Annotated in this window: 20 protein-coding genes; 7 read left to right on the top strand and 13 right to left on the bottom strand. The window is 65.6% G+C overall.

Annotation, left to right across the window (positions count from 1 at the left end):
* Positions 1-5 precede the first annotated feature (5 nt).
* Genes A5740_RS22810 through fadD3 form a run of 5 tightly spaced genes read right to left on the bottom strand, consistent with a single transcriptional unit; the run spans position 6 to position 5853 of the window.
* The gene (locus A5740_RS22810) at positions 6-1172 is read right to left on the bottom strand and encodes a pyridoxal phosphate-dependent aminotransferase (protein ID WP_076197851.1); all 1167 of its coding nucleotides are present in this window, start codon (positions 1170-1172) and stop codon (positions 6-8) included.
* 60 nt (positions 1173-1232) lie between these two features.
* Positions 1233-2168 (bottom strand): acyl-CoA dehydrogenase family protein, encoded by a 936-nt coding sequence (locus A5740_RS22805; RefSeq protein ID WP_076197849.1) that lies wholly within the window; start codon positions 2166-2168, stop codon positions 1233-1235.
* A 36-nt stretch (positions 2169-2204) separates the two neighbouring features.
* A complete protein-coding gene (locus A5740_RS22800; RefSeq protein ID WP_076197847.1) occupies positions 2205-3170 on the bottom strand; it encodes an acyl-CoA dehydrogenase family protein in 966 nt (321 codons plus the stop codon).
* Positions 3167-4309, bottom strand: coding sequence for an acyl-CoA dehydrogenase family protein (locus A5740_RS22795; protein WP_076197845.1), 1143 nt, complete (start codon positions 4307-4309; stop codon positions 3167-3169). Before A5740_RS22795 ends, A5740_RS22800 begins: the two co-directional genes overlap by 4 nt.
* Complete coding sequence (gene fadD3, locus A5740_RS22790) at positions 4300-5853, bottom strand: 3-((3aS,4S,7aS)-7a-methyl-1,5-dioxo-octahydro-1H-inden-4-yl)propanoate--CoA ligase FadD3 (RefSeq protein ID WP_076197843.1); 1554 nt, start codon at positions 5851-5853, stop codon at positions 4300-4302. Before fadD3 ends, A5740_RS22795 begins: the two co-directional genes overlap by 10 nt.
* A gap of 47 nt (positions 5854-5900) precedes the next feature.
* On the opposite strand from fadD3, the gene ipdE1 reads away from it, so the two are divergent.
* The 7 genes from ipdE1 to A5740_RS22755 all read left to right on the top strand — a co-directional run bounded on the left by ipdE1 (position 5901) and on the right by A5740_RS22755 (position 12626).
* The gene (gene ipdE1 / locus A5740_RS22785) at positions 5901-7049 is read left to right on the top strand and encodes an acyl-CoA dehydrogenase IpdE1 (protein ID WP_076197841.1); all 1149 of its coding nucleotides are present in this window, start codon (positions 5901-5903) and stop codon (positions 7047-7049) included.
* Positions 7046-7837 (top strand): (5R,7aS)-5-hydroxy-7a-methyl-1-oxo-2,3,5,6,7,7a-hexahydro-1H-indene-carboxyl-CoA reductase, encoded by a 792-nt coding sequence (ipdF, locus tag A5740_RS22780; RefSeq protein ID WP_076197839.1) that lies wholly within the window; start codon positions 7046-7048, stop codon positions 7835-7837. Before ipdE1 ends, ipdF begins: the two co-directional genes overlap by 4 nt.
* Positions 7838-8294: 457 nt before the next feature.
* Entirely contained in the window at positions 8295-9053 is a 759-nt protein-coding gene (locus A5740_RS22775; protein ID WP_076197837.1) for a cysteine hydrolase, read from the top strand.
* Positions 9053-9733, top strand: a complete 681-nt coding sequence (locus A5740_RS22770) for an AmiS/UreI family transporter (RefSeq protein ID WP_076197835.1) — start codon at positions 9053-9055, stop codon at positions 9731-9733. Before A5740_RS22775 ends, A5740_RS22770 begins: the two co-directional genes overlap by 1 nt.
* Before the next feature lie 59 nt (positions 9734-9792).
* Entirely contained in the window at positions 9793-10422 is a 630-nt protein-coding gene (gene kstR2 / locus A5740_RS22765) for a TetR family transcriptional regulator KstR2 (RefSeq protein ID WP_076197833.1), read from the top strand.
* Complete coding sequence (fadA6, locus tag A5740_RS22760) at positions 10415-11563, top strand: steroid 3-ketoacyl-CoA thiolase FadA6 (protein WP_076197831.1); 1149 nt, start codon at positions 10415-10417, stop codon at positions 11561-11563. Before kstR2 ends, fadA6 begins: the two co-directional genes overlap by 8 nt.
* A gap of 88 nt (positions 11564-11651) precedes the next feature.
* A complete protein-coding gene (locus tag A5740_RS22755) occupies positions 11652-12626 on the top strand; it encodes a cation diffusion facilitator family transporter (RefSeq protein WP_076197829.1) in 975 nt (324 codons plus the stop codon).
* Positions 12627-12639: 13 nt separating this feature from the next.
* Here A5740_RS22755 and narI read toward each other — a convergent pair whose 3' ends face one another.
* The 8 genes from narI to ipdA form a co-directional block, all read right to left on the bottom strand.
* Complete coding sequence (gene narI / locus A5740_RS22750) at positions 12640-13383, bottom strand: respiratory nitrate reductase subunit gamma (protein WP_076197827.1); 744 nt, start codon at positions 13381-13383, stop codon at positions 12640-12642.
* Positions 13380-14060: a nitrate reductase molybdenum cofactor assembly chaperone gene (gene narJ / locus A5740_RS22745; protein WP_076197825.1), complete on the bottom strand. Its 681-nt coding sequence runs from the start codon at positions 14058-14060 to the stop codon at positions 13380-13382. The genes narI and narJ overlap by 4 nt, the downstream gene beginning before the upstream one ends.
* Positions 14057-15643 (bottom strand): nitrate reductase subunit beta, encoded by a 1587-nt coding sequence (narH, locus tag A5740_RS22740; protein ID WP_076197823.1) that lies wholly within the window; start codon positions 15641-15643, stop codon positions 14057-14059. Before narH ends, narJ begins: the two co-directional genes overlap by 4 nt.
* A gap of 44 nt (positions 15644-15687) precedes the next feature.
* Positions 15688-19353 (bottom strand): nitrate reductase subunit alpha, encoded by a 3666-nt coding sequence (locus A5740_RS22735; protein ID WP_175616332.1) that lies wholly within the window; start codon positions 19351-19353, stop codon positions 15688-15690.
* A 306-nt stretch (positions 19354-19659) separates the two neighbouring features.
* Positions 19660-20331: a bifunctional 2-polyprenyl-6-hydroxyphenol methylase/3-demethylubiquinol 3-O-methyltransferase UbiG gene (locus A5740_RS22730; RefSeq protein ID WP_076197819.1), complete on the bottom strand. Its 672-nt coding sequence runs from the start codon at positions 20329-20331 to the stop codon at positions 19660-19662.
* Between the two features lie 465 nt (positions 20332-20796).
* Complete coding sequence (gene ipdC / locus A5740_RS22725; RefSeq protein WP_076197817.1) at positions 20797-21870, bottom strand: (3aS,4S,5R,7aS)-5-hydroxy-7a-methyl-1-oxo-octahydro-1H-indene-4-carboxyl-CoA dehydrogenase; 1074 nt, start codon at positions 21868-21870, stop codon at positions 20797-20799.
* Positions 21870-22631 carry a cholesterol ring-cleaving hydrolase subunit IpdB gene (gene ipdB, locus A5740_RS22720; RefSeq protein ID WP_076197815.1) on the bottom strand — a complete coding sequence of 254 codons (762 nt, stop codon included), beginning with the start codon at positions 22629-22631 and terminating at the stop codon, positions 21870-21872. The genes ipdC and ipdB overlap by 1 nt, the downstream gene beginning before the upstream one ends.
* Positions 22628-23518, bottom strand: a complete 891-nt coding sequence (gene ipdA, locus A5740_RS22715) for a cholesterol ring-cleaving hydrolase subunit IpdA (RefSeq protein WP_076197813.1) — start codon at positions 23516-23518, stop codon at positions 22628-22630. Before ipdA ends, ipdB begins: the two co-directional genes overlap by 4 nt.
* Between the last annotated feature and the right edge of the window lies 1 nt (position 23519).

Below are 23519 nucleotides of genomic sequence, written 5' to 3'. Positions count from 1 at the left end.
CGCCCTCACCGCAGAGTCGACGTAGGAAGCCAGGACCCGATCCGGCGCAGCGCCTCTTCGATATCGCTCGTCGGCCCGGCGAACGACAGCCGCACATAGGCGCCGCCGCGCACGGTGTCGAAATCGATACCGGGTGCGATGGCAACCCCGGTGTCGGCCAACAGCTTTGCGCACCAGGCCAGCGAATCGTCGGTGTGATCGCTGACGTCGGCGTACACGTAGAACGCGCCGTCGGTCGGGGCCAACCGGTCGATGCCGATGCCGCGCAATCCGTCGAGCAGCAACGCGCGGTTGTCGGCGTAATGCGAGAGCAGGCCTTCGGCCTCGGCCAGGGATTCGGGTGTGAACGCGGCCACCGCGGCGTGCTGGGCCAGAGCCGGTGGGCAGATGGTGAAGTTGCCGGTGAGCCGGTCGACGGCACGCTGTAGCTCGGTGGGCACCAGCAGCCAACCCAACCGCCAGCCCGTCATCGCGAAATACTTCGAGAAGCTGTTGACCACCACGGCATTCCGCGAGGTCTCCCATGCGCAGCTGGTCTCCGGGGCGCCGGGATAGACCAGGCCGTGGTACACCTCGTCGCTGATCAACCGCACACCGGAGGTATCGCACCAGCGAGCGATCGCGGCGAGCTCGGCGGGCGGGATGACGGTGCCGGTCGGGTTCGCCGGGCTGGCGACGATCACCCCGGCCACGGGTGGATCGAGCGCCTCGAGCATCGCGACGGTCGGCTGGAACCGGGTCTCGGGGCCGCACGGGATCTCGACCACCTCGCAGCCGAGCGCGGTGAGGATATTGCGGTAACAGGGATAGCCGGGGCTGGCGATCGCGACGCGATCACCGGCGTCGAAGCACGCCAGGAACGTCAGCAGAAACCCGCCCGACGAGCCGGTGGTGAGGATGACGTCATCGACGCTCACCTCGACGTCGTACTTGCGGTACGACGCGGCGATCTCGGCACGCAGTTCCGGAATTCCCAGCGCGACGGTGTAGCCGAGCGCGCCGTCGTTCAGCGCGGCCACGGCCGCGTCGCGCACCGCGGCCGGCGCCCCGGCGCTGGGCTGGCCCGCCGACAGATTGACCAGGTCGCCGTGCGTGCGTTGGCGTTCGGCCGCGGCCAGCCAGACATCCATGACGTGAAACGGCGGGATTCCGGCTCGCAGGGACACGTCCATCCCAGCCAGGTTAGAACACATCGGCGGCGAGCCGCCTAGAACACTTCGGCGGCGAGCCGCCTAGAACACTTCGGCTTCGAGCCGGCGCAGGTGCTCACGCGGCGGTCCCAGCAGTTGGGCACTGCCGTGGGCACGCTTGAAATACAGCTGGATGTCGCTTTCCCAGGTGATCGCGATGCCGCCGTGCATCTGGATGGCTTCGGCGGTCACCGCGGACAGGGCCTCGCTGGCGAAGTAGCGGGCCAGCGATGCCGTGGCCGGTGACGGGGCGGCGATGGCGTCGTTGATGACGGCGCGCGCCGCGGACACCTTGACGTACAGGTCGGCCATCCGGTGCTTGAGCGCCTGGAAGCTACCGATGGCACGGCCGAACTGCACCCGGTCCTTGGTGTAGGCCACGGTCAGGTCCAGGCAGCGTGATGCGGCACCGATCTGTTCGGCGGCCATCAGCAGGGCCGCGGTGTCGGCCAGGCCGGGGTCGGCGCCGAGGACGACGGTGTCGCCGGGGATCACCGCGGACAGCCGACGGGTCAGATCCATGGTGGTCTTGGGCGTGGCGGTGAATGTGGTCCAACGCGTCAGGTTCTCCCCGTCAGCGCCGATGACCACATCGGCCACGTCACCGTTGATCACGTACTCGGGGTCGAAGGCCACGGTGCCGATCGATGTGCCTTCGGCCAGTCCTTCGAGTGGCTCGTGGTCGTCGACGGCGAGCAGGGCGAACTCGGCGAGCGTGGTGCCCAGCAGTGGGGTGGGCACCAGGGCCTTGCCGAGCTCTTCGAGAACCACTGCGGCATCGGCGAGTTCGCCACCGGCACCGCCGAGCTCTTCGGGCACCACCAGGGCGGCCGCACCGACCTGCTCACACAGCAGGCTCCACAGTTTCTCGTCGTAGCCGCGTTCGGATTCCATCGCCGTGCGGACCGCCTCCGGTGAGGCGTGCTTGTCGACCAGGGCGGCGACGGTTTCGCGCAGCAGCTGTCGTTCTTCACTCATGATTTACCCCCCGGTTAATTATGCACAGATACATCATCACAAGTCCGCCAACACGCGTCGGCGGTGCAAAGCCGGATCGCCCCAGGCACTGCGCAACGCCTGCACGCGCAGCAGAGACAGGGACAAATCGTGTTCCTGGGTGAATCCGATGGCGCCGTGGGTCTGCAGCGCCGAGCGGGCGGCCAGCAGGGCGGCGTCGGCGGCAGCGACCTTGGCGGCGCTCACGTCGCGGGCGGTGTCCGGCGAGCCTTCGGCCAGTGACAGAGCCGCGCCGTAGACCAGCGGCCGGGCCAGCTCGACGGCGATGAGCACGTCGGCCAACTTGTGCTTGATGGCTTGGTAGGAGCCGATGATTCGGCCGAACTGGGCGCGCTGCTTGGCGTATTCGACGGACTGATCGAGCATCGCCTGGCCGGCGCCCACCAGCTGTGCTGCGGTGGCCAGCACACCGAACTCGTAGGCTCGTGCCGTGTCGGCAGGTTGGCTGTCACCGGATGCGCTGACGTCGAACAGCTTTCGCGCCGGGTCGACGGAATCGTGAGCCGCCCCGACCTGAACATCAATGCTGGCGTCGCTGACCTTGCCGTCGGCGGCCAGCAAGGTCAGCCCGGCGAAATCGGCGTTGACGGCGCGTGGTGCCTGCGGCGGCATGGCGACCGTGGCGATGAGCTCGCCGGAGGCCAGCGCTCCCGAGCGTTCGTCATCTGAGAGCAGGATCGGTGCGACGGCGATCGACTCGGTCACCGGACCCGGGACTGTCCAGTAGCCCAACCGCTCCAGGGCGACGACGAGGTCGACGGGGCTGGCGTCGATGCCGTCGTACTTTTCCGGCACCAGCAGCGCGGTGACCCCCAGGTCGGTCAGCTGTGCCCACACCTTGCGGCCCGGTCCGGTGTCACCGTCGCCCCAGGCTCGTACTGCGGCCGGGACATCGGCAGCGCTCAGCGCCGCATCGATGCTGGCCGCGAAGTCCCGCTGCTGTTCGTCAATCTCGAAGTTCACTTGGGTTTCCCCCCAGATTCGCGCGGTAGGCCGAGCAGTCTTTCCGCAATGATGTTGCGTTGAATCTCGTTGGTGCCGGCGTAGATCGGGCCGCCAAGAGCAAACAGCAGCCCTTCGGTCCAGTGGTCCGTCAGCTCGGCGTCCGGACCCTGCATATCGAGTGCGGTCTGATGCAGGGCGACGTCCAGGTCGGACCAGAACACCTTGGTCACCGAGGACTCGGCGCCGAGCTCGCCACCGTTGGCCAGGCGGGTCACGGTGCCGAAGGTGTGCAGCCGGTACGCCTGAGCCTTGATCCAGGCGTCGGCGACCCGATCGGTGAACACCGGGTCGGGGTTTTCCTTCCACAGCGACACCAGGCGCTCGGCCGGTGCCAGGAACCGGGCCGGGCTGCGCAGCGACATGCCGCGCTCGTTGCTCGACGTGCTCATCGCCGCGCGCCAGCCCTCGTGCACGCCGCCGATCACGTCGTTGTCGGGAACGAACACGTCGTCGAGGAAGATCTCGCCGAAACCCGTGTCGCCGCCCAGCTGGGCGATCGGACGCACGGTGATGCCAGGAGCCTTGAGATCGAACATGAAGTAGGTCAGGCCCTTGTGGCGCTGCGCCTCGGGGTCGGAACGGAACAGTCCGAAACCGCGCTCACCGAACGGGGCGCGCGAGCTCCAGATCTTCTGCCCGTTGAGCTTCCAGCCGCCGTCGACCTTCGTGGCCGTCGAACGCAACGAGGCCAGGTCGCTGCCTGACTCGGGTTCGGACCACGCCTGGGCCCAGATCTCCTCGCCGCTGGCCATTTTCGGCAGGACCCGCTGCAGTTGTTCTTCGGTGCCGTGGGCGAACAGGGTCGGGGCCAGCATCGCGGTGCCGTTGGCGCTGGCGCGGCCGGGAGCGCCGGCCTGGAAGTACTCCTCCTCGAACACCACCCATTGCAGCAGGGTGGCGTCGCGGCCGCCGTATTCCTTGGGCCACGCGATCACCGACAGTCCGGCGTCGAAAAGTACCTTGTCCCAACGACGGTGCTGCTCGAAACCCTCAAGAGTGTCGTACGACTTCGTCGGGAAATGTTCCCGGTTGGCCGTGAGGAAGTCGCGGACCTCGGCTTGAAACTCCCGTGTGGCCTCGTCAATTATCAGGTCCATTGCACCCCTTCTCGGGTCCCTTTGCTGCGCAACACCGGTTTGATCACTTTGCCGCCGGGATTTCGCGGCAGCACGTCGAGGAACTCCACCGACCGCGGCACCTTGAAGTTGGCCAGATGCTCACGGCTGTGGGCGATCACGGCGGTCTCGTCCAGCGTCACGCCGGGCTTGAGCACCACGAATGCCTTGCCAACCTCGCCGAGACGTTCGTCGGGTACGCCGACCACCGCGGTCTCGGCCACCCCGTCCAGCCGGGCCAGCACCTGCTCGATCTCGGCCGGGTACACATTGAACCCGCCGCAGATGTACATGTCCTTGAGGCGGTCGGTGATGGTCAGATTGCCGCGCTCGTCGAGCTTGCCGATGTCACCGGTGTGCAACCACCCCTCGGCGTCCACAGCGGCTGCGGTGGCCTCCGCGTCGTCGAGGTAACCGAGCATGACGTTCGGTCCACGCAGGAGCACCTCACCCGAATCATCCAGCCGCAACTCGAAATCGGCGATCGGCCGGCCACATGTGGTGGCGACGGTGATGGCGTCGTCGTCGGCCCGGCACATGGTGCCGAACCCGGCTGCCTCGGTCAGCCCGTAAGCGGTCAGCACGATGTCGATGTCGAGTTCGGATTGCATCCGCTCGATCAGCACCACCGGCACGACGGCCGCACCGGTCACCGAGAAGCGCAGGGACGACAGGTCGTAGTCCGCGCGCTTCGGATGGTCCAGCAGGGTCTGGAAAATGGTCGGAGGCCCGGGGAGCACCGTGATGCGCTGTTCGGCAATGGTTTTGAGGGTCTGCTCGGCGTCGAAGGTGAGCATCGGATACAGCGTGGCGCCGGTCTGCAGACAGGCCAGGATGCCGGCCTTATAGCCGAAATTGTGGAAGAACGGGTTGATGCACAGGTACCGGTCGGTGCTGGTGACCTGACCGCACGCCGCCCACGCGGCCGATCCGTCGAGCGACTGACGGTGCGCACACCGCACGCCCTTGCTGCGTCCGGTGGTGCCGGAGGTGAACAGGATGTCGGATACGTCGTCAGGTTCTACCGCCGCCGCACGGGCGTCTACGGCTTCCAGGGCGCCGTCTTTGTCCCCCCGGGCCACGAACTCATCCCAGGTTCCGTCCGGCTTCTCGATTGGCACCCGCACGATGTGGCGCAGCGCGGGCAGGGCGGCGCGATCCAGTTCGGCGGTCTTGTCGACGCCGAGGAACTCGCCGGCGGCGATCAGCAGCGGAGCCTCGGTGCGGGCCAGGATGTCGGCGGCCTCGCTGGCGGTGTAGCGGGTGTTGAGCGGCACCATCTGCGCGCCGGCGTAGTGCGTGGCCAGGCAGGCCACTACCCAATGCCAGGTGTTGGGGGACCAGATCGCCACCCGATCGCCGGGCTGGACGCCGAAATCGATCATCGCCGCCGCGGCTTGGCGTACGTGCGCGCGCAGCTCCGAATAGGTGAGGCGCTTATCGTCGCTGACCAGCGCTTCATGGTCCGAAAACTGCACGGCAACCTTGTCCAGCACCGCTGGAACGGTGCGGCGATCGCTCGTCATCGATGCTCCCTTAACAAAGCAAGTGCTTGGTAGGTTAGCCTACAGGGGTGATAGAGGTCCAGGAGTTCCGGGCCGAGGTCCGCCAGTGGCTCGCAGACAATCTCGTAGGCGAATTCGCGGCGCTCAAGGGCCTTGGTGGACCGGGGCGTGAGCACGAAGCCTTCGAAGAGCGGCGGGCGTGGAATCAGCATCTCGCCGCTGCGGGATTGACCTGCCTCGGCTGGCCCGTCGAGCACGGCGGCCGCGGGCTGTCGGTCGCGCACCGCGTCGCCTTCTACGAGGAGTACGCCCGCGCCAATGCGCCGGACAAGGTCAACCACCTGGGCGAGGAGCTGCTCGGGCCGACGCTGATCGAGTACGGCACCCCCGAACAGCAGCAGCGGTTCCTGCCCAAGATCCTCGACGTCACCGAGCTATGGAGCCAGGGTTACTCCGAGCCCAACGCCGGCAGTGACCTGGCCAACGTGGCGACGACGGCCGAGCTGGACGGCGACGAGTGGCGGATCAATGGTCAGAAGGTTTGGACGTCACTGGCCCACTGGGCGCAGTGGTGCTTCGTCGTGGCGCGCACCGAGAAGGGCTCCAAGCGGCACGCCGGCCTGTCTTACCTGCTGGTGCCGCTGGATCAGCCGGGCGTCGAAATCCGTCCGATCATCCAGCTGACCGGGGACTCCGAGTTCAACGAGGTGTTCTTCGACGACGCCCGCACCGAGGCCTCGCTGGTGGTCGGTCAGCCTGGTGATGGCTGGCGGGTGGCCATGGGCACCTTGACTTTCGAGCGTGGGGTTTCCACGCTGGGGCAGCAGATCCGTTACGCGCGTGAACATTCCAACCTGGTCGAGCTCGCCAAGCGCACCGGTGCGGCCGACGATCCGCTGATCCGCCGGCGGCTGACCGAGTCCTGGACCGGCCTGCAGGCGATGCGGTCGTATGCGCTGGCCACCATGGATGTCGAACAGCCGGGGCAAGACAATGTCTCGAAGCTGTTGTGGGCCAATTGGCATCGCGAGCTTGGCGAGATCGCCATGGACGTGCAGGGTGTGGCCGGGTTGACACTGCCCGACGGTGAGTTCGACGAGTGGCAGCGGCTCTACCTGTTCTCGCGTTCGGACACCATCTACGGCGGATCGAACGAAATTCAGCGCAACATCATCGCCGAGCGCGTGCTCGGTCTACCCCGAGAGGCAAAGGGATGAGTGACCTTTCAGTAGCCCCCAACGAGGTCGAGGGCCACGGTCTGCTCAAGGGCAAGGTCGTTCTCGTCACTGCCGCGGCCGGTACCGGCATCGGCTCGTCTACCGCGCGTCGTGCGCTGCTCGAGGGCGCCGACGTCGTGGTGTCCGATTACCACGAACGCCGGTTGAACGAGACCCGCGATCAGCTGGCCGAGCTCGGCCTGGGTCGGGTCGAAGCGGTGGTCTGCGACGTCACCTCCACCGAAGCAGTCGACGCGCTGATCACCTCGGCGGTCGAAAAGATGGGCCGCTTGGACGTTTTGGTCAACAACGCCGGCCTCGGCGGTGAGACCCCGCTGGTCGACATGACCGACGACGAGTGGGACCGCGTTCTCAACGTCACCTTGAACTCGGTCATGCGGGCCACCCGCGCCGCACTGCGCTACTTCCGGGGCGTCGAGCATGGCGGCGTCATCGTCAACAACGCCAGTGTTCTCGGCTGGCGTGCTCAGCACTCCCAGTCGCACTATGCCGCCGCCAAGGCCGGTGTGATGGCGTTGACCAGGTGCAGCGCGATCGAGGCCGTCGAGTACGGCGTGCGGATCAATGCGGTCTCGCCGAGCATCGCGCGGCATAAGTTCCTGGAGAAGTCGGCCGATGCCGCCTTGCTGGACCGGCTGTCCTCGGACGAGGCGTTCGGCCGCGCGGCCGAACCGTGGGAGATCGCCACCACCATCGCCTACCTGGCCAGCGACTACTCGAGCTACCTCACCGGCGAGGTCATCTCGGTGTCGAGTCAGCGGGCCTGACGCCAACTGTTTCGGCGGGATAGGCGATGCGCCCGACTAATAGCGACAATTCAGCGACAATCGCCTCGTGTAAATCGCTGGCCACACCAGACCCATTGTCGCTGGTCACTTTTGTCGGTGCAGCACCACTGACACCATGAGTCTCAGCAGTCCAGTGCCCGGCTTATAGCGACTCTGTCGCTGATAGCCGGGCACGTCAAATCTGTTGCGCACGAGGCCAATGCGCCTGCCGGGACATAAGTATTGATCGAGCGCGTGACTGGCGATACTGACGATACCCGTGTTGCGATTGTCGCTGAGTTGTCGCTATTAGTCGGGCAATGCGGCACCCGACGCCAGAGCCGGTTGCCAATGGGGTCCATGTGACTCAGAAGCGACGCCCATCGCTGGTAGTCGCCCAGAATCGTGCCGATTCAAAGCCTGTCGACTCGGCTGCTGTCGGCCGAAGGTATGCCATGTGACCGCACTCTCCGTCGAGGCATCTTCTCGAACCACTCCGCAGGAACCGATCGAGCTCGACCCGCAGGCGCTGGGGTATCCGACCGACAACCGCGCTGCCATCCCACTGCTCGCCAAGCAGTGGCAGGCGCTCGACTTCCGCGAGATCCTCTCCAGGCCTGCGGCGTTCCTGTCGATCAGTCAGTCCAACTCGCTGTACAAGCCCGGCGGTGTGCAATACGCCGAGGGCCACGCGTATCGCGGCAGCCTTGAGGCGACCGTGAAGGCGGCGAAGGCGGCGCGGTTGGCCCCGAATTTCGTGTCGTTCAATTGGATCGGGTTCTCGGTGTTCCGTGACGATTACCCCAAGACGGATTTCGATCGGGTTCAGTACGACGGCTGGACCGGCCATATCGATGCCACGCCCGAGCAGATCGCCTGGGACAACGAGCTCGTGGGTGAGCTGCGCGAGCTGGTCGAACCCGGTGACAACGAGTTGTACGAGAAGGCCCTGCAGACCGCATTCGTGGGAACGGATCTGCCCGGCGCGTTGAGCCGGCAACGCGTCGAGGTGTTGGTGCTCACCGGGATTCATCTCGATTGGTGCGTGGAAGGCAATGCCCGTGCGGCACGCGATCACGGGTTGCTGCCCATCGTGATCGGCGACGCGACGGGCGCGGCCGATCCCGAGCAGGAGCGTGCCGCGTTCCAACGGATCAATAATTTCTTCGCACCGGTGATCACGTCGGATCAGTTCGTGGACTGGATCGGCCGCTGATGGGAAACGTCGGGTTGCTGCTCGTCGGTGTGGCGCTGTTCGTCAATGGCTTGGTCTCGGTCGGCATCGTCGAGGCCAAAGGAGCTGCCCCGCTGAACCTCTTCGTCGGAGTCACCCAGGTTGTCCTGCCCACGCTCGTACTCGTCGGCTCGGACGGCGACCCGGGAATCGTCAACGCGACCTGGCCGAGTTATCTGTTCGGGTTCACCTACCTCTGGTTCGCGTTCATCCAGATCTTCGACATCGATACCCGCGGCTTCGGTTGGTACAGCTTGTTCGTCGCGGTGATCGCGGCTTACTACGCCATAAAGAGCGTCGGCACCGATCCGGTGTTCGCCGTCATCTGGGCGACCTGGGCCATCATGTGGTCGCTGTTCTTCGTCCTGTTGGGGCTCGGCCTGACCAAGGCGGGGCAGATCGATCTAGGGCATTTCACCGGATGGTTCCTCGTCTTGCTGGGAATCCCCACCTGCACGGTCTCGGCGATCCTGCTGCTCAACGGGGTGTGGTCCACCTCGGCGCCGGCTGGTTGGGGTGCGCTGGTGGTGTCGCTGCTGGCCGGTCTGCTGGCCGTGCCGCTGTCTCGACGCAGCGCCGGGGCGCAGGCCCTGCCGGTACTACCGGCGGCGGCATCCGAGCTCCCGGTCGTGCTCGCCGAAGAGGTACCGCAGCCCGCATGATCCGACTGCCTCGCGCCCTAGAGGTGACCTAGCAAGCGCTTGGTTGCTATGCTGGGGCAATGGCGCCGGATACGCCCAGCCAACCGGCTAGCAGACGCGACGAGCTCCTCGACCTTGCCGCGACCATGTTCGCCGAACGCGGCCTGAAGGCGACGACCGTCCGCGATATCGCCGATTCCGCCGGAATTCTCTCGGGAAGTCTGTATCACCACTTCAAGTCCAAAGAGCAGATGGTCGAGGAAGTCCTCAAGGACTTCCTCGATTGGCTGTTCGCGCGGTACGAGCAGATCCTCGAGGAGGAGTCCAGCCCGCTCGGCCGGCTCACCGGCCTGTTCATGGCCTCCTTCGAGGCGATCGAGCACCGGCACGCGCAGGTGGTGATCTACCAGGACGAGGCCAAGCGGCTGTCGGCGATCCCGCAGTTCGGGTTCGTCGACGAGCGCAACAAAGAGCAGCGCAAGATGTGGATCGACATCCTGCACCAGGGCGTCGCCGATGGATCGTTTCGGCCCGACCTCGACGTCGACCTGGTCTACCGGTTCATCCGCGACACCACTTGGGTCTCGGTCCGCTGGTATCAACCGGGCGGTCCGCTCACGGCCGAGCAGGTGGGCCGGCAATACCTCGCCATCGTCCTCGGCGGCATCGTCGCGGATAACGACACTGTCAAAGGAGACAACCATGCGTGAGGCTTACATCGTCGACGCCGTGCGTACGCCGGTCGGCAAGAAGAACGGCGCGCTCGCGCAGGTGCACCCGATCGATCTCGGCGTGCACGCGTTCCGCGCCATCTTCGATCGCAACGATGTCGATCCGGGCGCGGTCGACGACGTCATCGTCGGCTGTGTCGACGCCATCGGTGGACAGGCCGGCAACATCGGCCGCCTGACCTGGCTGGCCGCCGGCTATCCCGAGGCCGTCCCCGGCGTCACCGTCGACCGGCAGTGCGGCTCCAGCCAGCAGGCCATCTCCTTCGGTGCCCAGGCCATCATGTCGGGTACCGCAGATCTGATCCTGGCCGGCGGTATGCAGAACATGAGCTGGATCCCGATCTCGTCGGCCATGGTGGTCGGCAAGGAGCTCGGATTCACCTCGCCCACAAACGAATCCAAGAATTGGCTGCATCGCTACGGCGATCAGGAGATCTCGCAGTTCCGTGGCTCGGAGCTGATCGCCGAGAAATGGGACATCTCGCGCGAGGAAATGGAGCAGTTCGCCTACACCAGCCATCAGCGCGCCTTCGCGGCAATCCGGGCCGGGCACTTCGACAACGAGATCGTCCCGGTCGGCGACTTCGGTGTCGACGAGGGCCCGCGTGAGACCACGCTGGAGAAGATGGCCTCGCTGCAGCCCCTGGTCGAAGGCGGCCGGCTGACCGCCGCGCTGGCCAGCCAGATCTCGGACGGCGCCTCGGCGGTGCTGCTCGCCTCGGAAGAGGCCGTCAACAAGCACAATCTCAAGCCCCGCGCCCGCATCCACCACATCAGCGCCCGCGGCGACGATCCGGTGATGATGCTGACCGGCCCGATCCCGGCCACCCAGTACGCGCTGGAGAAGACCGGCCTGACGATCGATGACATCGACACCGTCGAGATCAACGAGGCCTTCGCGCCGGTCGTACTGGCCTGGCTCAAGGAGACCAAGGCTGATCCGGAGAAGGTCAACCCGAGCGGCGGCGCTATCGCCCTGGGCCACCCGCTGGGCGCCACCGGCGCCAAGCTGTTCGCCACCATGCTCAACACCCTGGAGCGCACCGGTGGCCGCTATGGCCTGCAGACCATGTGCGAGGGCGGCGGCACCGCCAACGTCACGATCATCGAGCGCCTCTAAAGTTCTGCCGAACACCCACAAGAGTCCGCCGAAACCACCGGTTTCGGGGGACTTTTGCGTCTGCCCGTCAACGGGTAACTGTGGGGTCATGACCACGGACGGAGACACCACACACAACGAGAGTGCGCTGACCGTCGCCGTCGCACTCGGTGCCAACGCCTTGATCGCCGTGGCCAAAACCGTGGTCGCCGGCATCACCGGTTCGGCGTCCATGCTGGCCGAGGCCGCGCACTCGTGGGCGGACACCGGCAACGAGGTTTTCCTGTTGATCGGCACCCGCAAGTCGATGAAACCGGCCGACGCACAACACCGCTTGGGTTACGGCCGGGCCGGCTACATCTGGTCGATGTTTGCCGCCTTCGGGTTGTTCACCGTGGGCGCGGTGGTGTCGATCTGGCACGGGATCTCCTCGCTGGGCGGCGAAGGCGAGGCGACGTCGTACGGCTGGGCGTACGCGGTGCTCGGCATCGCGTTCGTGCTGGAGGGCACCTCGTTCGCACAAGCCCTGCACCAAACCAGATCGGGTGCGGTGCAACGACGCATCCACCCGCTGCGCTATATCCGGGTGACGTCGAATCCGATGCTGCGAGCGGTGTTCGCCGAAGACCTCTCGGCGCTGATCGGTCTGGTGATCGCGGCGCTCGGCATCCTGGCGCACCAGCTCACCGGAAACGCGGTGTGGGATGCGATCGGCTCGATCCTGGTCGGTGTGCTGCTGGGTGGCGTCGCATTGTTCCTCATCGGACGCAACATGGATTTTCTGACCGGTGAGGCCGCCACCCCGCTGGCCCGCAACAGCGTCCTGCAACAACTGCTCGACCACACTGATATCGAGCGGGTCAGCTACCTGCATATGGAATGGGTTGGCGCGGACCGCATTTATCTGGTTGCTGCCGTCGACCTCACCGGTGATGCCGCGGAATCCGACGTCGCCACCCGGCTCAACGCCATTGCCGATGGCCTGCAGAGCCGCCCCGAGATCGTGCGCGCGGTCCTCACCCTGACCCGACCGGGGGATCCGACCGTGCTGCGACCGGACCCGTTACCCGACTGGTACGGCTGATTCGCCGCTGTCGTCACACCCAGCGGCTGCGGGCGGGTGGCGCCTGCGGCGTCACCCACGCCTTGGCGTAACGGTTCTTCCCCGCGCGCTGCGGATCGCGGCTCCGGTAGATCACGAAGGGCCGCACCAGGTAGCCGATCGGTGCGCTGAACATGTGCACCAGCCGTGTGTATGGCCAAAAACCGAGCAGGGCAAGCACTATCAGCACATGTGCCTGGAATGTCCACGGGGTTTCGGCCATCAACTGCGGCGCAGGATGCCACGTGAACAGGCTGCGGAACCACGGCGACACCGTTTCTCGATAGTTGTAGGTCGAGAACACGTTGGTCATGGTGTTGAGCATGCCCGTGGCCAGAGCGCCGACCAGCAACAGATACATCGCCTTGTCGTTGACCGTGGTGGCGGTGCGCACCTCCGGTACCGTCACTCGCCGGTACAGCAGGATTCCCACCCCGGTGACGACGGCCAACCCGGCGATCGACCCCATGCTCACCGACATCAGGTGATAGACGTGTTCGGACACACCGACGGCCGAAGTCCAGGACTGAGGGATCAGGAGTCCGACAACGTGTCCGGCCAACACCCCGAGAATGCCGAAGTGAAACAGCGGACTGCCCAGTCGCAGCAGTCTGCTTTCGTAGATCTGCGAAGACCGTGTGGTCCAACCGAACTGGTCGACCTTGTAGCGCCAGATGTGGCCGAGCACGAACGAGGTGAGCGCGATATAGGGCAGGGTCAGCCACAGGATGTTGCTCATTTCACTCCTCCAGATGCCATGGGATCCATCGCAAACGGGTCTAGGCCGACATCCTCGTCCGGCGGGCCCTCCGCAGCCAGCTGTGCGATGCGGCGCCGGTCGGCGCTGTTCACCGGGGGCATGGTGGAAAGGATCGCAGCCAACAGGCCTGAGTAATAGGACTCGTTGTCCTGCAGCGAGAGTCGCAGTAGTTCGAGCACCGGGACGTGCTCGGCCAGCAGCCGTTCACCCTGGGCATGGTCGACGGTCGCGGCGAACTCGAGCACCATCGGCAGGTAGTCCGGTAGCTCCGAATTCTCCAGTTCACCGACCTCCAAGCCGGCCTGGCGATAGGCGTGCTTGAACCGCAACAGCGCCATTCCGCGCTTGCGGGTATCGCCGTAGGCGTAGTAGGTGAGGTGCAGGCTGCTGCGTCGCTGCATGTCGAACGTCGTGACGTAGTTCGATGCCCGCTGCATGGCACCTGCCGCTCTGAACGCACGCGCGAACTCGGCGAGCGGCGCCCGCGCCGATTCCGGCAATTCCTCGGCGATGGTGTCCAGTTGGCCGGCGATCTCGGCAGTTTCGTCCGTCGGGTAATCGAGCAACAGGGCCGCGATGCGCCACACCAGACGTTGCTGGCGTTCGGAGAGGGAAGTGCCCGTACCAGTTCTACGAGCCCGGGTGAGTAGCTTCATGTGGTCGGCAACAACCCGTCTGTGCTCCGGCCGTCCCAGTTGAGCAGGTTGACCCGGCTCGGATCACCCTGCGGAACAGCATCGTTGGTGTGGGTGAGGTGAAACTTGTCCACCATCGTGTCGTATGCGGTCATGCCCGGTCCGCCGTCGCCGTCCAGACTGCAGCCGGTGGCCAGGGCATCGAGGCGGTGGGCGTCCGATCCCGCTCCGGTCGGGATGACGTAGCGGTCCTGATACTTGGCGATGGCCAACAGTCGGTACATCGCCTCGATCTCGTCGCCGCTCAACCGCACCGAATCCGGGATGGTCTCGTCGAACTCCTCGCCGAGGTTCGCCGCCCGCATGTAGGCACGCATCGCCGCCAACCTCTGCAGCGAGGCCCGGACCGGGCCCACCTCACCCGCGGTGAACAACTCGGCGAGGTATTCGACCGGAATGCGCAATGTGTCGATGGCGCCGAACAGGTTGTTCTTGTTCTCGCCGTCGTGGCCGGTCTCTTTCAGGATGTCCACCACCGGTGACAGTGGCGGCACGTACCAGACCATGGGCATGGTCCGGTATTCCGGATGCAGCGGCAGCGCCACCTGATAATCGACGATCAGCCGGTATACCGGTGAGTTCTGCGCCGCCTCAATCCATTCGGGTGAGATGCCGGCCCGTTCGGCCTCGGCGACGACGCGTGGATCGTGCGGGTTGAGGAAGACACCGAGTTGTGACGAGTAGAGGTCCTTGTCGTCGGTGACCGACGCGGCCTCCAACACCGCATCCGCGTCGTAGAGCATCACGCCGATGTAGCGCAGCCGCCCGACACAGGTCTCCGAGCACACGGTGGGGATTCCGACCTCGACGCGCGGATAGCAGAACGTGCACTTCTCTGCCTTGCCGGTCTTGTGGTTGAAGTAGATCTTCTTGTACGGACATCCAGTGACGCATTGGCGCCAGCCACGGCACTTGTCCTGATCCACCAACACGATGCCGTCCTCGGAGCGCTTGTAGATGGCTCCCGACGGGCAGGACGCCGCGCAGGCCGGGTTGAGGCAGTGCTCGCAGATCCGCGGCAGGTAGAACATGAAGGTCTGCTCGAACTCGAGCTTGACCTTGTCTTCAAGTTTGCCCAACAACGGGTCTCGACTGACCTGCTCCGGTCCGCCACCGAGGTCGTCGTCCCAGTTGGCGCCCCAGGTGACCTTGGTGTCGCGCCCGGTGATCAGCGACTTCGGCCGCGCCACGGGCGTGGTGTCCATGGCCGGTGCCGACAGCAGGTTCTCGTAGTCGTAGGTCCAGGGATCGTAGTAATCCGACACCGTGGGCAAGTCAGGGTTGGCGAAGATGTTGAGCAGCCGCTTGAATCGGGAGCCGGATTTGAGGGTCAGCTTGCCGCGCTTGTTCAGCGTCCAGCCGCCCTTCCACTTCTCCTGATCCTGGTACTGACGCGGATAGCCTTGTCCTGGACGAGTTTCCACGTTGTTGAACCACACGTACTCCACACCGCTGCGGTTGGTCCACGCCTGCTTGCAGGTGACGCTGCAGGTGTGGCAGCCGATGCACTTGTCGAGGTTCATCACCATCGCGAGCTGCGCCATTATCCTCATTGGTTCACTCCGCAAGCTTCGTGTCCGGTCATCGTCTAGTACTCCACTTCCTGCGAGCGACGACGAATCGTGGTGACCTCATCGCGTTGATTTCCGGTGGGCCCGTGATAGTTCAGGGCGAAGGACTGCTGCGCGTACCCGCCGATCAGATGCGTGGGTTTGATCATGATCCGGGTCAGCGCATTGTGGATACCGCCGCGTTTACCGTTCTTCTCGGTGCGCGGCACGTCGACGGCCTTGTCCTGGGCGTGGTACATGAACACCAGACCCTCGGGCATGCGGTGGCTGACGATGGCCCTGGCGTTCACCACGCCGTTGCGGTTGGTGCACTCGATCCAGTCGTTGTCCTTGACCCCGATCTTGGCGGCGTCCACCTCGGACATCCAGATGCACTGTCCGCCGCGGGATAGCGTGAGCATGTACAAGTTGTCCTGGTAGGCAGAGTGAATCGACCACTTGGAATGCGGCGTCAGGTATCGCACCGTGATGCCGCCGCTGGTATCCCCCACTGCGGGCTCGTTGAACAGCGCCGTCATGTCCAGCGGCGGCCGGTAGAGCGGCAGTTGTTCGCCGAGCTCACTCATCCAGTCGTGGTCAAGATAGAAATGCTGGCGACCGGTCAGTGTGTGCCACGGCTTGAGCCGCTCGGTGTTGATGGTGAACGGTGAATAGCGCCGTCCACCCGTCTCGGAGCCGGACCATTCCGGTGAGGTGTTGACGGGTACCGGCCGGGCTTGGGTGTCGGCGAACGTGATCCGCTTGCCTTCGCTTTCCTTGGCCAGGTCGACCAGTTCGGTTCCGGTACGACGCTCCAGGGCCTCGAAGCCCTCGACGGCCAGACGCCCGTTGGTGGTGCCCGACAGTGCCAGGATGGCCTCGGCGGCGTGAGTGTCCTTGGCCAGCGACGGTCGTCCGACCGCGACGCCGCTGACCACGGCGCCGTTGACGCCACGCAGGTATTCGACCTCGGCCTCGGGGTGAGTGGTTACGCCTTTGGTGGTCAGACCGACGGTTTCCACCATCGGTCCCAGCGCCGCCATCTTCTCGGCGACTGCAGGGTAGTCACGGTCCACCATGACCAGCCGGGGCATGGTCTTGCCGGGGATCGGTTCGCACTCACCGGCTTTCCAGTCCAGCACCCGGCCGCCGGGCTGCGCGGTGGCATCGGCGCTGTCGTGCTGCAGCGGCATGGCCACGATGTCCTTGCGCTTGCCGAGATGTTTCTCGGCCAGCCAGGAGAATCCGCGGGCGATGCGGTGGAACGCATCGAAGTCCGTCTTGGTCTCCCACGGCGGTGAGATGGCCGGTGAAAACGCGTGCACGAACGGGTGCATGTCGGTACTGGACAGGTCGTGCTTCTCGTACCAGGTGGCCGCGGGCAGCACGATGTCGGAGAACAGCGTCGTGCTGGTGTTGCGGAAATCCAGCGACAGCAGCAGGTCCAGCTTGCCCACCGGGGCCTCGTCGCGCCACCGCACCTCTTGTGGCCGGATACCGTCCTCGTCGCGGGCGGCGACCGCGGAGTCGGTGCCGAGCAGGTGTTTGAGGAAGTACTCGTTGCCCTTGGCCGACGAGCCGAGCAGATTCGACCGCCACACTGTCAGGCAGCGCGGGAAGTTCTCCGGGGCGTCGGGATCTTCGCACGCGAACTGCAGATGACCCGACTTCAGCCCGTCCACAACGTATTCGGCGGCGTCCTTGCCGAGGCGGTCAGCCTCGTCGGCCAGATCCAGGGGGTTACGGTTGAACGTCGGGTAACTCGGCATCCAGCCGAGCCGGCTGGCCAGGGCGATGTTGTCGGCGGCGGTACGGCCCGCGAACTTGCCCTCGGCCAGCGGTGAGGCCATCACCTCCGAGGTGAACGGGTCGTAGCGCCACTGATCCGTCGCCAGATACCAGAACACGGTGCCCTGCATCTGCCGCGGCGGTCGCTGCCAGTCCAAACCGAACGCCAGGGTGGCCCAACCCGTGACGGGCCGGCACTTCTCCTGACCGACGTAGTGGGCCCAGCCACCGCCGTTGACGCCCTGGCAGCCGGTGAGCATGACCAGGGTGAGGAACGACCGGTAGATCTGGTCGGAATGGAACCAGTGATTGGTCCCGGCCCCCATCAGGATCATCGACCGGCCCTTGGAACGTTCGGCGTTGTCGGCGAATTCGCGTGCGATGCGTTCGGCGGCCGCGGCGGGCACGCCGGTGATCTTTTCCTGCCAGGCCGGCGTGTAGGGCTCGGAGGCGTCGTCATATCCCGACGGCCACTGCCCGGGCAGCCCGTCGCGACCCACTCCGTACTGCGCCAGCATCAGATCGAACACCGTCGTCACCCGCTGTCCGGCAACGATTCTGGTCGGCACGCCACGTTCCAGCACGTCGGGCTGGTCGCCGTCGAACCGGGGAAGAGACACCGTGGCCGTCCCGGCCTCGCTGTCGAACAGTGTCAGCAGTGGGTGCACGCCCTGCAGGTCCAGGTTCCAGTGGCCTTCGCCGGACGCGGTGAACCGGTGTCCCAGCGAGCCGTTCGGCACCACGGGCCGCCCGGCCTGGTCCAGAAGGACCGTCTTGGACTCCGCACCCTCACCGGTGTCCCCGAGATCGGCTGCGGTGAGGAACTTTCCGGGCAGCACCCGGCCGTCGCGTTCGGTGAGGGTGACCAGGAACGGTAGGTCGGTGTACTTCTTGACGTAGTCGGTGAAGTAGGGGGTCTGCTTCTCGACGAAGAACTCCTTGAGGATGACGTGGCCCATCGCCATCGCGAGGGCGGCGTCGGTGCCGGGCCGGGCCGGCAGCCATTCGTCGGCGAATTTGGTGTTGTCGGCATAGTCCGGGGACACCACGACCACCTTCTGGCCGCGGTAGCGAGCCTCGGTCATGTAGTGCGCGTCCGGGGTTCGGGTGACGGGGACGTTGGAGCCCCACATGATCAGGTAGCCCGCGTCGAACCAGTCGGCCGATTCGGGCACGTCAGTCTGGTCGCCGAACACCTGGGGCGAGGCCACCGGCAGGTCGGCGTACCAGTCGTAGAACGACAGCATCGACCCACCGAGCAGCGAGATGAACCGGGCGCCGACGGCATGGCTGACCATCGACATCGCCGGGATCGGCGAGAAGCCGGCCACGCGATCCGGGCCGTACTTCTTGATCGTGTGGACGTGGGCGGCCGCGGCGATCTCGGCCGCCTCCCACCATTCGGCCCGCACAAAGCCGCCCTTACCGCGGGCGGCCTTGTATCGCTTGGACTTCTCCGGATCCTCGACGATGTCGGCCCAGGCGAGCACGGGATCCTTGAGCCGCTCCTTGGCCTCTCGGTAATACTCCAGCAGCACCCCGCGGACATACGGATAACGAACGCGGGCAGGCGAATACGTGTACCACGAGAACGAGGCACCGCGCGGGCAGCCGCGTGGCTCGTACTCGGGCTTGTCGGCACCGACGGACGGATAGTCGGTTTGTTGCGACTCCCAGGTGATCACGCCGTCCTTGACGTAGATCTTCCACGAGCAGGACCCCGTGCAGTTCACGCCATGAGTCGAGCGCACCACTTTGTCGTGGGCCCAGCGGTCGCGGTAGAAGTCGTCGGCGGAGCGGCCCCCGATCTTGTGCAGGGTCCGCTGATCGTCCGAGATCTCGCCGCGGTGGAAGTACTTGCCCAGTCGCAGCAACGCATCGGCAGGTGTCTGACTGCCCGCGGGTGAATCAACCAAGATCTGTCCCTCCACGCTGTTGAAGCACGAGCGTAAGGGCGGTTTTCAGCGTCTCAAAAGAACGCACTCACGGGGATCGGGCGCTGTGAAATCGCGGTAACCCGGCAGTCATTCCACAGGAACATGCTGGTCACGGGGCGGCCGGCGGGAGAACTGGGTTTTACGTCATCTACCTGCAGATAACGCCTTGATTCGGTTGGAATCGGGCAGGGGGCACACGGCCTGCGGCAGGCTCGCGCACGGTAGCGCGGGCGTCCAGGAATTATCACCGCGGTAACACGTTGTGGACAGGCTGCTGAGCCACGGTCAGGCGGGTTTGGTCCAGGCGATGGTGTGCCGGAACGCCAGCCGGTGGCGCATCACTGCGCCGGGAAGTACTGTGCCGACGATCTCGTGCAGCTGATCGAAGCTGAGTTGCGGATCGCGTACCGGAAACGGTGGAGGCGTCGGACCCCCGCGCACCGGCCGGGGATGTTTGATGAGGCCGATGGCCGGGTTGGTCACCGCCGACGCCAGATCCCAGGCGGTGTCGCGAAGCGAACCCGGTACGGCCAGGCCGACGGCCAAGAATCTCCCGCCCGGGGAGAGCAGTCGTTTGACGTCGACGAGTGCCTTTTCCGCGTCGAGATGGTGCAGCACCGCCACCATGGTGATGAGGTCCGCGGGCCCGGCGAGCTCGCTGAGTTGGGCGTCATCGACGGTGACGTTGGTCAGCCTGGAGCAACGCCGGGCCGCCGCGCGACGCATGTCCGCGTCGAGGTCGGTGCCGTGGGCATACCTGAAACGGGAGGCCAATTGAGCCACCAGTTCGCCCTGCCCGCAGCCGATATCGATCGCGGTCCGGCGCTGCCTGGGCAGGTTCGCCAGAATCCAGCCGTGGAAGTGGTCGTTGTGACTCCACGGATGCCTGCTGTTGAAGTGGTGCAGTACCTCGGCAGCCCGCCTGACCAATGGATGTTCGACGCGACGGATGTCCATGTCTCCACTGTGCCGTCTTGGTCAGGCTGGTCGTTCAGTCACATTGGTCACAGCCGTCCCGGATTTCGGGACGATGGCCGTTGTGCCCGCCTACGCGCGACAACTCAGCGACAATCGCCAGATCAGCATCCTGGGCCTCTTCAACCCCATTGTCGCTGGCCGATCTCGCCGCTCTGGCAACATCGGTCCCGTACGTCTCAGCAGTCCAATGCCCGCATGCGAGCGACTGAGTCGCTGATAGTCGGGCAATCTGAAATCTGTTATGCGTGAGGCCAATTGACCCTGGAGTGACGCAAGTAATGATCGTCGCTGGGGCAGATGAGACGAAAATAGGTCCGTGAGGCGATTGTCGCTGAAAAGTCGCTAATAGGCGGGCACGTCGACACCTGGTTCTGCTGCAGCGACACGCCTGCCGCGCGACACACCAGACGGGTTGCCCGACAGCCCGCGCGCCGTGCAGACCGGTTACTCGACGACGAACGCCGAGGCCGACTGCAGGTGCGCGACAGCGTCGTCGACGATGCTCTCGACCAGCTCGGCGCACGACGGCAGATCGTTGATGATTCCGGCGACCTGTCCCGACGCCAGCACACCGGCGTCGGTATTACCTTCCACCAGACCGGCTTTGAGCAACATCGGGGTGTTGGCCGCCATCACCACCTGCGACCAGGTGAGTTCTTTGCCGTGGCGCATGGCCATGCCGTCCTTGATCATCGACAGCCACGTCATACCCGAGAGCTTCTTGAACTTCTGGGCGTTGCCGACGGCGGCGGTGAAACCCCGGGCCCGCGAACCGCTCTCGAGCTTCTCCACCAGACCGGTGCGCAGCACCCGGTGCGGCATGCCGTCCACGCGGGTGGACACCACGGTGCCGTCGAGTGCGGCCTGCAGGTAGCGCTGTTTGACCGCGTCGGGCACGGTGGAATCCGAGGTCAGCAGGAACCGCGTGCCCATGGCCACGCCCGCCGCCCCGTAGGACAGGGCAGCGGCCAGGCCGCGTCCGTCGAAGAAGCCACCCGCAGCGATCACCGGCATGCCGGTGTCCTTGACCGCATCGAGCACCGAGGGCAGCAGCAGCGTGGTGGCGACCGGGCCCGTGTGGCCACCACCCTCACCGCCCTGCACGATCACCGCGTCGGCACCCCAGCCGGCCACCTTCTTGGCGTGCTTGGCCGCGCCGACCGACGGGATCACCACCACGCCGGCGTCTTTCAGCTTGGCGATCAGCTCGGGCTTGGGAGCCAGAGCGAAGGAGGCGACTTTGACTCCTTCGCGGATCAGGAGGTCGACGCGCGCACCGGCATCGCCCGCGTCGGCACGCATGTTGATGCCGAAGGGATTGTCGGTGGCGGCCTTGACCTTGGTCACGGCGGTCTGCAGTTCCTCGAGCGTCATCGTCGCCGAGGCCAGGATGCCGAGCCCGCCGGCATTGGAGGTGGCGGCGACCAGACGGGCTCCGGCCACCCAGCCCATCCCGGTCTGCACGACCGGATGCTCGATACCGACCAGTTCGGTCAGCGGAGTCTTGAGCTTGCCCACTATTTCGCCTCGACTACTTTCACTTCCTTGTCGCGCAACGACTTCGGATCGATGACCTCACGCAGCAGCTTGAGCTCTTCGTCGGTGGCCAGCCGGGTGGTTTCGGCCTCGTCGAGTCCGTGCACCTCGAAAGAGGTGTTGTCGGCCACCTGCTGAGCCTCCACGCCGGGGTGAATGGACACCGCCCGCATCTGGTGATCGGGACCGTTGAAGTCGAACACGCCCAGGTTGGACACCACCCGGTAGATGTTGGCGAACCGGTAGGCCGGGTTGGCGGGATCAACCTTGTCCCAGCCGATTCCGGACACGATGTCCACCGACTCGCAGAACACCCGCTTGGAGTGGTTGCCGACGAAGTAGCTGGTGGCGTGGTTGATGCTGTTGCCGGGCGCGCCGCGGACGCCGAACATCTGCCGGGTCGGGTGCTGGATCGGGCCGAACGCCGACAGGTTCTGATTGCCGTAGCGGTCGATCTGGTTGGCGCCCATGACCACATGGCGCTTGCCCCATGCGAGGGTCTCGAAGACCCGGTTGAACGGCATCCAGCCCTCGACGGTGAAGGCGCCGCCGATCGCCGGGGTGTCGGCCATGATCCGGGCCTCACCGTCGGTCAGCACGATGTCGGGGGAGAAGGTCAGCCGGGCCAACCGGGCACCGATCTGGACGACGGTGGTCATCGGGCTGGCCATGATCTCGCCGGCGTCGCGGAACAATTCGGCGCAGGCGACGGCGCATACCTCGGCGCGGGTCACGTCACTCACTTGGCACCTTCTTTCTGGGCCTCGGCGAACTTACGCACCGCAGCCTGGTAATCGTCCTCACTGCCGGACAGGTACGTCTTGACGAACTCGGCCCACGTCTCGTCGGAGCCGGCGGCCTCTGCGTAGTGGCGCTGGAACTTCTCGTCGCGCCGGTAGTCGGGCTCGTTGGTGGTGAAGTGTGAGCCGTTGGGCGCCTCGACGACCGAGTCGACCATCATCCGGTTGATCAGAAGAGCCTGCGTGGGAACGGCCTTGACCAGTTCCTCGGTGGACACCACCCGCTCGACTGACAGAAAACGGCGCTGCGCCGACATCAAGAACAAGTCATCGAAGTACGGGTCGATCCCGGTGTAGGCCGCATTACCCTGCGCGTCACCGAGGTTCATGTGCACGAACGCCGCGTCGAGGTTCAGCGCGGGCATCGCGATGAGCTCCTCATAAGCCCCGTCGGTCTGATACGGCGACGTCACGGTCTTGAGTTCGTCACCCCAGAACGTGCGGACGTCGCTGCCGAGGCCGGCGCGGATCGGCAGGAACGGCAGCCGCTGCGCGGCGGCCTGCAGGCCACAACGCAGCATGCCTTCGTCCATCTCCCGGGCCTCGATCGCGCCGGTGGTGCGGGCCTTGGCGAACCACGGGTCGTAGAACGGCGGCGAGTCCAGCGACACGAAGCCGTAGTAGACGCGCTTGACCTTGCCGGCCGAGCACAGCAGGCCGAGGTCGGGCCCGCCGTAGGTGACCACGGTCAGGTCCTTGACGTCGGTGCGCAGCAGCGCTCGTACGAAGGCCATCGGCTTGCGCCGCGAGCCCCAGCCACCGATGCCGATGGTCATGCCGCTCTCGATCGAGGCGACGGCCTCGTCGAGGGTTGTTCTCTTGTCTGCCATG

Source organism: Mycobacterium sp. GA-1841, from assembly GCF_001954135.1.
Lineage (GTDB): Bacteria > Actinomycetota > Actinomycetes > Mycobacteriales > Mycobacteriaceae > Mycobacterium.
Note: the sequence above shows the minus strand (reverse complement) of the source record. Positions and strands in the feature narration are given on the sequence as shown.

Coding starts and splice junctions, on each gene's coding strand:
- narH (WP_076197823.1), bottom strand. CDS start 15,643: ATGGCGCAGCTCGCGATGGTGATGAACCTCGACAAGTGCATCGGCTGC.
- fadD3 (WP_076197843.1), bottom strand. CDS start 5,853: ATGACGAGCGATCGCCGCACCGTTCCAGCGGTGCTGGACAAGGTTGCC.
- kstR2 (WP_076197833.1), top strand. CDS start 9,793: ATGGCGCCGGATACGCCCAGCCAACCGGCTAGCAGACGCGACGAGCTC.
- A5740_RS22810 (WP_076197851.1), bottom strand. CDS start 1,172: ATGGACGTGTCCCTGCGAGCCGGAATCCCGCCGTTTCACGTCATGGAT.
- narI (WP_076197827.1), bottom strand. CDS start 13,383: ATGAGCAACATCCTGTGGCTGACCCTGCCCTATATCGCGCTCACCTCG.
- ipdA (WP_076197813.1), bottom strand. CDS start 23,518: ATGGCAGACAAGAGAACAACCCTCGACGAGGCCGTCGCCTCGATCGAG.
- A5740_RS22795 (WP_076197845.1), bottom strand. CDS start 4,309: ATGGACCTGATAATTGACGAGGCCACACGGGAGTTTCAAGCCGAGGTC.
- A5740_RS22770 (WP_076197835.1), top strand. CDS start 9,053: ATGGGAAACGTCGGGTTGCTGCTCGTCGGTGTGGCGCTGTTCGTCAAT.
- narJ (WP_076197825.1), bottom strand. CDS start 14,060: ATGAAGCTACTCACCCGGGCTCGTAGAACTGGTACGGGCACTTCCCTC.
- fadA6 (WP_076197831.1), top strand. CDS start 10,415: ATGCGTGAGGCTTACATCGTCGACGCCGTGCGTACGCCGGTCGGCAAG.
- A5740_RS22755 (WP_076197829.1), top strand. CDS start 11,652: ATGACCACGGACGGAGACACCACACACAACGAGAGTGCGCTGACCGTC.
- A5740_RS22805 (WP_076197849.1), bottom strand. CDS start 2,168: ATGAGTGAAGAACGACAGCTGCTGCGCGAAACCGTCGCCGCCCTGGTC.
- ipdF (WP_076197839.1), top strand. CDS start 7,046: ATGAGTGACCTTTCAGTAGCCCCCAACGAGGTCGAGGGCCACGGTCTG.
- A5740_RS22730 (WP_076197819.1), bottom strand. CDS start 20,331: ATGGACATCCGTCGCGTCGAACATCCATTGGTCAGGCGGGCTGCCGAG.